At 47.4% G+C, this 6,623-nt stretch carries 6 protein-coding genes, 1 pseudogene and 1 other annotated feature; of the genes and pseudogenes, 3 read left to right on the top strand and 4 right to left on the bottom strand.

Annotation, left to right across the window (positions count from 1 at the left end):
• Nucleotides 1-232: 232 nt before the first annotated feature.
• Together ACZM6M_RS04100 and ACZM6M_RS04095 are read right to left on the bottom strand one after the other, a co-directional pair.
• Nucleotides 233-871: a cytidylate kinase-like family protein gene (locus ACZM6M_RS04100; protein ID WP_178276029.1), complete on the bottom strand. Its 639-nt coding sequence runs from the start codon at nucleotides 869-871 to the stop codon at nucleotides 233-235.
• Between the two features lie 22 nt (nucleotides 872-893).
• Nucleotides 894-1,405 (bottom strand): annotated as a pseudogene (locus ACZM6M_RS04095) (cysteine hydrolase family protein).
• 147 nt (nucleotides 1,406-1,552) lie between these two features.
• Nucleotides 1,553-1,810: a binding site (T-box leader), on the top strand.
• A 57-nt stretch (nucleotides 1,811-1,867) separates the two neighbouring features.
• Here ACZM6M_RS04095 and ACZM6M_RS04090 point away from each other — a divergent pair.
• The 3 genes from ACZM6M_RS04090 to ACZM6M_RS04080 are packed head-to-tail and all read left to right on the top strand — an operon-like array spanning nucleotide 1,868 to nucleotide 4,657.
• Nucleotides 1,868-2,953, top strand: coding sequence for an ABC transporter substrate-binding protein (locus ACZM6M_RS04090; protein WP_340278032.1), 1,086 nt, complete (start codon nucleotides 1,868-1,870; stop codon nucleotides 2,951-2,953).
• Between the two features lie 11 nt (nucleotides 2,954-2,964).
• Nucleotides 2,965-3,891: an ABC transporter permease gene (locus ACZM6M_RS04085; RefSeq protein ID WP_178276033.1), complete on the top strand. Its 927-nt coding sequence runs from the start codon at nucleotides 2,965-2,967 to the stop codon at nucleotides 3,889-3,891.
• On the top strand, nucleotides 3,884-4,657 hold the full coding sequence (locus ACZM6M_RS04080; protein ID WP_066549157.1) for an ABC transporter ATP-binding protein: 774 nt from the start codon (nucleotides 3,884-3,886) through the stop codon (nucleotides 4,655-4,657). Before ACZM6M_RS04085 ends, ACZM6M_RS04080 begins: the two co-directional genes overlap by 8 nt.
• A gap of 58 nt (nucleotides 4,658-4,715) precedes the next feature.
• Here ACZM6M_RS04080 and ACZM6M_RS04075 read toward each other — a convergent pair whose 3' ends face one another.
• Nucleotides 4,716-5,429 carry a hypothetical protein gene (locus ACZM6M_RS04075; protein ID WP_484076612.1) on the bottom strand — a complete coding sequence of 238 codons (714 nt, stop codon included), beginning with the start codon at nucleotides 5,427-5,429 and terminating at the stop codon, nucleotides 4,716-4,718.
• A gap of 117 nt (nucleotides 5,430-5,546) precedes the next feature.
• A complete protein-coding gene (locus ACZM6M_RS04070) occupies nucleotides 5,547-6,581 on the bottom strand; it encodes a sugar kinase (RefSeq protein ID WP_066549162.1) in 1,035 nt (344 codons plus the stop codon).
• Nucleotides 6,582-6,623: the final 42 nt, after the last annotated feature.

Below are 6,623 nucleotides of genomic sequence, written 5' to 3'. Positions count from 1 at the left end.
TTTGACGGGTTAATTGAGTGATGTTATGGCTGCATGGATCAATTTTCAGATTCATGGTACTGTTATCAATTCAGATACTGTTCCGTGAATAATTTAGGTTAAATCAATAATGAGTGCAAAAAATCGTTTCATAATCCTATCTCCTTGCTAGCCTTATAATACTCTCTGTCAAATTGAAAAGAATCTGCCCATCTCCAGGCAGATTCTCCCAATGTCTATCATATCATGCTGTCTACTCCAAAAATCCCCGAAGTCTCATATAGTCCTTGATCAGGACGATCATCTGGTCATAGTCAATGCGGCTGGCGTTGATGGGCAGGTCATAGTTTTCCATGTCCATCCAGTTGCGGCCAGTAAAGTAGCGGTGGTACTCGGTACGGGTACGGTCAATGCGCTTCATCCGGCGCAGGGCCTCTGCCTCGTCTACCTTATCCACATCCATAATGCGGCGGACTCTGGTAACGGTATCCGCATATACAAAAATACGGATCACATCATCCAACTGATCCTGAAGCACATAGTTGCCGCAGCGTCCCACAATGATGCAGTTTTCTGATGCAGCCAGCTTGCGGATGACAGAGGACTGGAAACGGAACAGATTTTCCGGAGAAGTGATTTTATGGCCGTTCTGGGCGGGTTCTGACAGCTCCGGCTTTATATTAGTCACAATGCGGTACAGCAGGTTATTTCCCGCCTTTTCATCTGCCAGACGGAAATACTGCTCCCCGATGGCGCTGGTCTCTGAGGTCATCTTCAGGATTTCTTCATCATAGAAATGGATTCCCAGTTCCTTTGCCAGACGTTCGCTGGTTAAGCGTCCTCCGCTTCCGTACTGACGTTCTACCGTAATTACAAAATGTTTGCTGCTCATAGATTTATGCCTCCTTTTTCGGTTAGATCACATCAATATGACACATTTTCATAGCGTTTAAAGCATTTTCGTGGCTTTGTGGAGTTACGCCGGCACAGCAGTCCGCCTTTACGCAGATTTCCGCCTCTGGCGTCTTTGCCTTGATCAGCAGGGCATTTGAGATCACACAGATATCGGTACACAGTCCAAGAAGCTCAATTCTTTCATATCCGCCTGCTGCTGCATACTCTGCCAGTTCGGGGCTTCCAAAGGTAACTTTCTCAAAGCGCTTTCCGTCAAACTCCCTGAGGCCTGCATCCAGCTCCCAGCCTTCTGTTCCCTTCAGACAGTGAGGAAAGGAAGCTTTTCCCCCTCCATGGTATCCATGTAATCAGGACCATGGGTGTCCAGGGTAAATACAACCTCATCCCCTGCTTCCCTGTATTCACAGATCCGTTTCCTTACAGCCGGAACAATCTGCTGTGCTTCCAATGTACCCAATGCTCCGTCTATGAAGTCCTTCTGCATATCTACAACCACTAAAAGTTTCTTCACGATTCTGCTCCTCCCAATGATCTTGTGTGTAAACTTTCATTTTGTACTATAATAATACCACAAATTTACATCTTGGGGAATATAAAAATAAAAACACAAAAAGTAGTTGACAAATGGCGGTTCCTGTATTAGTATACAAAACAACAAGCCAAACCATTGAGAAAGAGGAGTAAGCTTCCAAAGCATTTTCACAGAGAGCCGCGGGTGGTGGGATCGCGGTATTAGGCTGGCAGCTGAATGGACTTTCGAGGGCGGTCCTGAACGATACAGACATACCGGTTACGGCAGTCGATGTAGGGACTGACGGATTCTGCACCCGTTATGCATGCAGCGCATATGATAGTATGTGAGAGTGGACTATTTCAGTCAATTTGAGTGGCACCGCGGATTCGATTCGTCTCAATTACAACCAGGTTGTAATTGGGACGTTTTTTTATTTTCATGATCAAGGAGGAAAATATTATGAGAAAATCAATGGCAATCCTTTTAACAGCAGCTATGAGCGCATCCCTGTTGGCAGGCTGCGGCTCCTCTTCCCAGAGTTCATCCTCTGCCCCGGCAGAAAAAACAACCGCGGACAGCAGCTCCTCTTCCAAAGAAAATGCAGATGCTGCTCCGGAAGAAGGCGCAGACGCATCCTACACCATCGGCATCGGACAGTTTGCAGAGCATGGCTCTCTTGATAACTGCCGAGAGGGCTTTATCCAGGGACTGGCGGAGGCAGGAATTGAGGAAGGAACCAATCTTACCATCCTCTACAGCAATGCTCAGGCAGACGGCGGTACAGCCAGCCAGATTGCCAATACCTTTGCAGGGAAAGATGTTGATTTAATGTGCGGCATTGCAACGCCCATGGCACAGGCACAGTACAGCCTGGCAATGAAAACAGATATCCCCGTTATCTTCACCGCAGTAACCGATCCCGTTGCAGCAGAGCTGGCAAATGCGGACGGAACTCCTGTAGGAGAAATCACCGGAACCAGTGATAAGCTCCCCATTGAACAGCAGCTTCAGATGATCCGTGAAATTCTTCCCGATGCAAAGAACATCGGAATCATGTACACCACCAGCGAGGTAAATTCCGAATCAGCCATTGCTGAGTATAAGGAACTGGCGCCAAAATACGGCTTTGAGATCATAGATTCCGGTATCTCTTCCTCTGCTGATATCCCGCTTGCTGCCGATACACTTATCGGAAAGGTGGACTGTATTACTAATCTGACAGACAATACGGTGGTTGCTTCCCTTCCCGTTATCTTAAGCAAGGCTTCCGCCAAAAATATCCCTGTATTCGGAAGTGAGATTGAACAGGTAAAGATTGGCTGTCTGGCAGCTATGGGACTGGACTATATTGAGCTTGGAAAGCAGACCGGACAGATGGCTGCAAAGGTATTAAAGGGCGAGGCAAAAGCCAGTGAAATGAATTACGAAACCATCAAGGAAGCAGCTTTTTACGGCAACACAGAAGTAGCGGAAAACCTGGGAATCACTCTTCCCGAATCGCTCACCAGCTCTGCCGTTGAAATGTTTGACACTATTGCACAATAATTTGGAGGACGATCATGACAATCATCTTGGGTATTCTTGAAGAAGGCCTGGTTTACGCCATTATGGCCCTGGGCGTTTACATTACCTATAAGATCCTGGATTTCCCGGACCTTTCCGTTGACGGCACCTTTCCTCTGGGAGCTGCCGTCACAGCCGCAGGCATTGCAGGAGGCTTCCTCTCTCCTGTGGCCGCCCTTTTCGTATCCTTTTTAGCCGGCGCTCTGGCCGGATGCGTCACCGGCCTGATCCATGTGAAGCTTAAGGTCCGCGATCTTCTCTCCGGCATTATTGTCATGACAGCCCTCTATTCCATCAATCTGAGGATCACGGGAAAAGCGAATCTTCCGATTTTCAGCAAGGAAACTATTTTTTCAAATGAATTTCTCTCCGCAAACGTACCGGAAGCTTTTAAGCCCTATACCACCACACTGATTCTTCTGGTACTGGCCGTGCTCTGCAAGGTGCTGCTGGACGCCTATTTAAAAACAAGATCCGGCTATCTGCTCCGGGCGGTAGGCGACAACGAGACATTAGTCACTTCGCTTGCTAAGGACAAGGGGCTGGTAAAAATCATCGGTCTGGCAATTGCCAATGGCTTTGCAGCCCTGGCCGGCTGCGTATACTGCCAGCAGAAAGGCTTTTTTGAAATCTCTGCCGGCACAGGAACCATGGTGATCGGTCTGGCAAATGTAATCATCGGAACACAGCTTTTTAAGCGGTTTGGCTTTGTAAAATCCACCACAGCCGTTATCATCGGCTCTATCCTCTATAAGGCCTGTGTCTCTGCTGCTCTTCTTGTAGGCGATCTGAAGATTGCCGGCCTGAACTTGTCTGTCCCGGTTACTGCTTCTGATTTAAAACTGATCACCTCCGTACTGTTTTTGATCATCCTTGTATTAAGCCCTGCGGGCGGAAAGAAGGTAAAGAGCCATGCTTGAGCTGAAACACATCCATAAATACTACAATACGGGTACGGTCAACGAAATGTGCCTGTTTGAAGACTTTAACCTGACAATCCGGGATCACGAATTTGTATCCGTTGTAGGAAGCAATGGTTCAGGAAAGACTTCCCTTTTAAATATCATCTGCGGCAGTATCCCTTTAGATGAAGGGACGATCCGCATCGGCAATGAGGATATTACTAAAATGGCAGAATACAAACGCCAGCGCCGCATCGGCCGTGTCTACCAGAATCCGGCTATGGGCACCTGCCCCTCTATGACGATTGCAGAAAACATGGCATTGGCAGACAATAAGGGCAAATTTTTTAATCTGCGCCCCGGAAAAAATAAACAGCGGATCGATTTTTACCGTGAAAGCCTCCGCACACTGGGTCTGGGACTGGAAGATAAGATGGATGTAAAGGTAGGCGTTCTCTCCGGCGGCCAGCGCCAGGCCATGGCGCTGCTTATGTCCACCATGACTCCGATCGAATTTCTGATCCTGGATGAGCACACGGCTGCACTGGACCCAAAAACCGCAGAAACCATCATGGAGCTCACAGACCGCATTGTAAGGGAAAAGAATCTGACTACCATTATGGTAACCCACAATCTGCGCTATGCAGTGGACTACGGAAACCGCCTGCTGATGATGCATCAGGGCAAGGCCATTATGGACAAAGCGGGAACAGAAAAAGAAGAAACAAGAATTGATGATATTCTGAAAAAATTTAATGAAATCAGCATAGAGTGCGGAAATTAGTAAAAAAAGAATCAGGCAGCCGGCCATTTCCGGCAAAGCCTGATTCTTTTTTATGGGATTATTCTGCAAATACCATGATTTTTGTGGCTGTATTGTCATCTCCCGACCATACGACCACCTTTTTACCCTGGGTCAGATCATCCAGAGTTACAATATTTCTTGTAAGATATGGGAAAATGTCACAGTCCTCTGCCAGAATGTACTCTGTGCCGTCTGAAGCCGTAAGCACCGTCTGGGAGCTGCCTGCATCTGTAATGACAGAGTCTGCCTCCACATAATCAGGCACCTTAAAATCCGCAGGAATATTGGCAAAAATGATAGCAGCATTGGTCATGGGCGGAAGGCTCATCGTCATAGCCGGACCAATGTACGCATAGATCGTCTCCCCATCCTGGATATCCTCTAATGTAAGGGGCGTACCAGAAACTGCATCCAGGATCAGGGTGGATTCCTGAGAGATATTTAGGATGATCTCTCCCTCAGCGCTCACGCCGGAACGGTTATCAATGGAAAGACGCCCGTCCTCCATATGGGATGCCGAACCGTAAATCCGTACAGGCTGCAGCTCCTCGTTTGGAGTTTCTTCCATGTTTTCAATGGGGCCCGTTACCGCTTCCACTACTGTAGCGGCCTCAGCAGACTCTGGTTGAGATGCATCTGCCTGAGTCTGGGCACTTTCTGCTTTTGTATTCATGGCGCAGCCGCTGATCCCGATCACCGCTGCCGTGCAGATTGCTGCTACGCAAAAATAGTATCTTCTCAATGTAATCACTCCTTTAATCACGGTTTCCCGCCGGTTACATTTTGAAGTATATACTATTTTTCCCAAAAATCCAATAAAGTAATTCTTAACATTTCTGACGTAAGAATTAAATTACCGTCTTCTCTCCTATCTTGCCATCTCGCTCTGAGGACCGGACTGGTTATGAGCTTTGATGATGGTCTGGATCTCTTCCAGATTAGAGGACGGAAGATCTCCCGGAATGGTATTCTTTACTGCTGCGGTAGCATTTCCGAAGGCAATGGCCTTTGAGCAGTCGCCGCCGCTGCTTAAAAGCCCGTAAAGCGCACCAGAAATATAAGCGTCTCCGCTTCCGATCCGGTCTACCACCTCGATATCCCTATATGGCTCCTCCTCATAATAGGTATCTCTGGCAGCATCATAGATTACAGAACCGAAGGTATGTCTCTTGGGGCTGTGTACAATTCGCTGAGTGGATGCCACAATGGAAATCGGATACTCCTCCGTAAAGCTCTTCATCATCTCTTTTGCTGTGCCTGTCTTTAAGAAGGTAAGGCGTGCTGTATCCTCAGAACAGAAAAAGATATCAACATACGGAAGAATCTTAAGGATACACTCTCTGGCCTCATCTCCGCTCCATAAGTTGCCGCGGAAGTTTACGTCAAAGGAAACCAGGGTTCCTGCTTCTTTAAAACGCTTGATCATCTCAATGGTTGTCTCACGAATCTGCGGGCTTAAAGCAAGGGTGATGCCTGTGGTGTGGAAACATTTGGAGGCAGTATAGACCTCTTTTGGAATCTCGTCAATATTGAGGCTGAAAAAGGAACTGTTCATACGGTCATAGATCACCTTTGGTTTTCTGGGATATGCTCCATTTTCATAGTAATAAATGCCAACGCGGGCAGAGGGAGAATCATCATACATAAAAAAGTCATCGCTGACGCCAAAGGAACGGATCTTTCCCTTCATAAAGCTTCCAATATCATGGGAGGGAAGCTTGGAGATAACACCAGTGCGAAGTCCCAGCAAGGAAGCACCTACCGCCACGTTTAATTCTGCTCCGCCTACCTGCTTTACAAAGGTATCACCTCTTGAAAGGCGGTCGTTATCCGGCGGAGAAAGCCTTAAAAGAAGCTGTCCAAGGGTCAGAAGATCAAAGCTTCTACTCGTATATTCTGCCATATTTGTATCCTCCTAAATATTTTTCATTAAATGACAGGGAGC

This window comes from Enterocloster sp. (genome assembly GCF_057861365.1).
The sequence above is the reverse complement of the archived record's forward strand: the minus strand, read 5'-3'. Positions and strand labels throughout refer to the sequence as shown.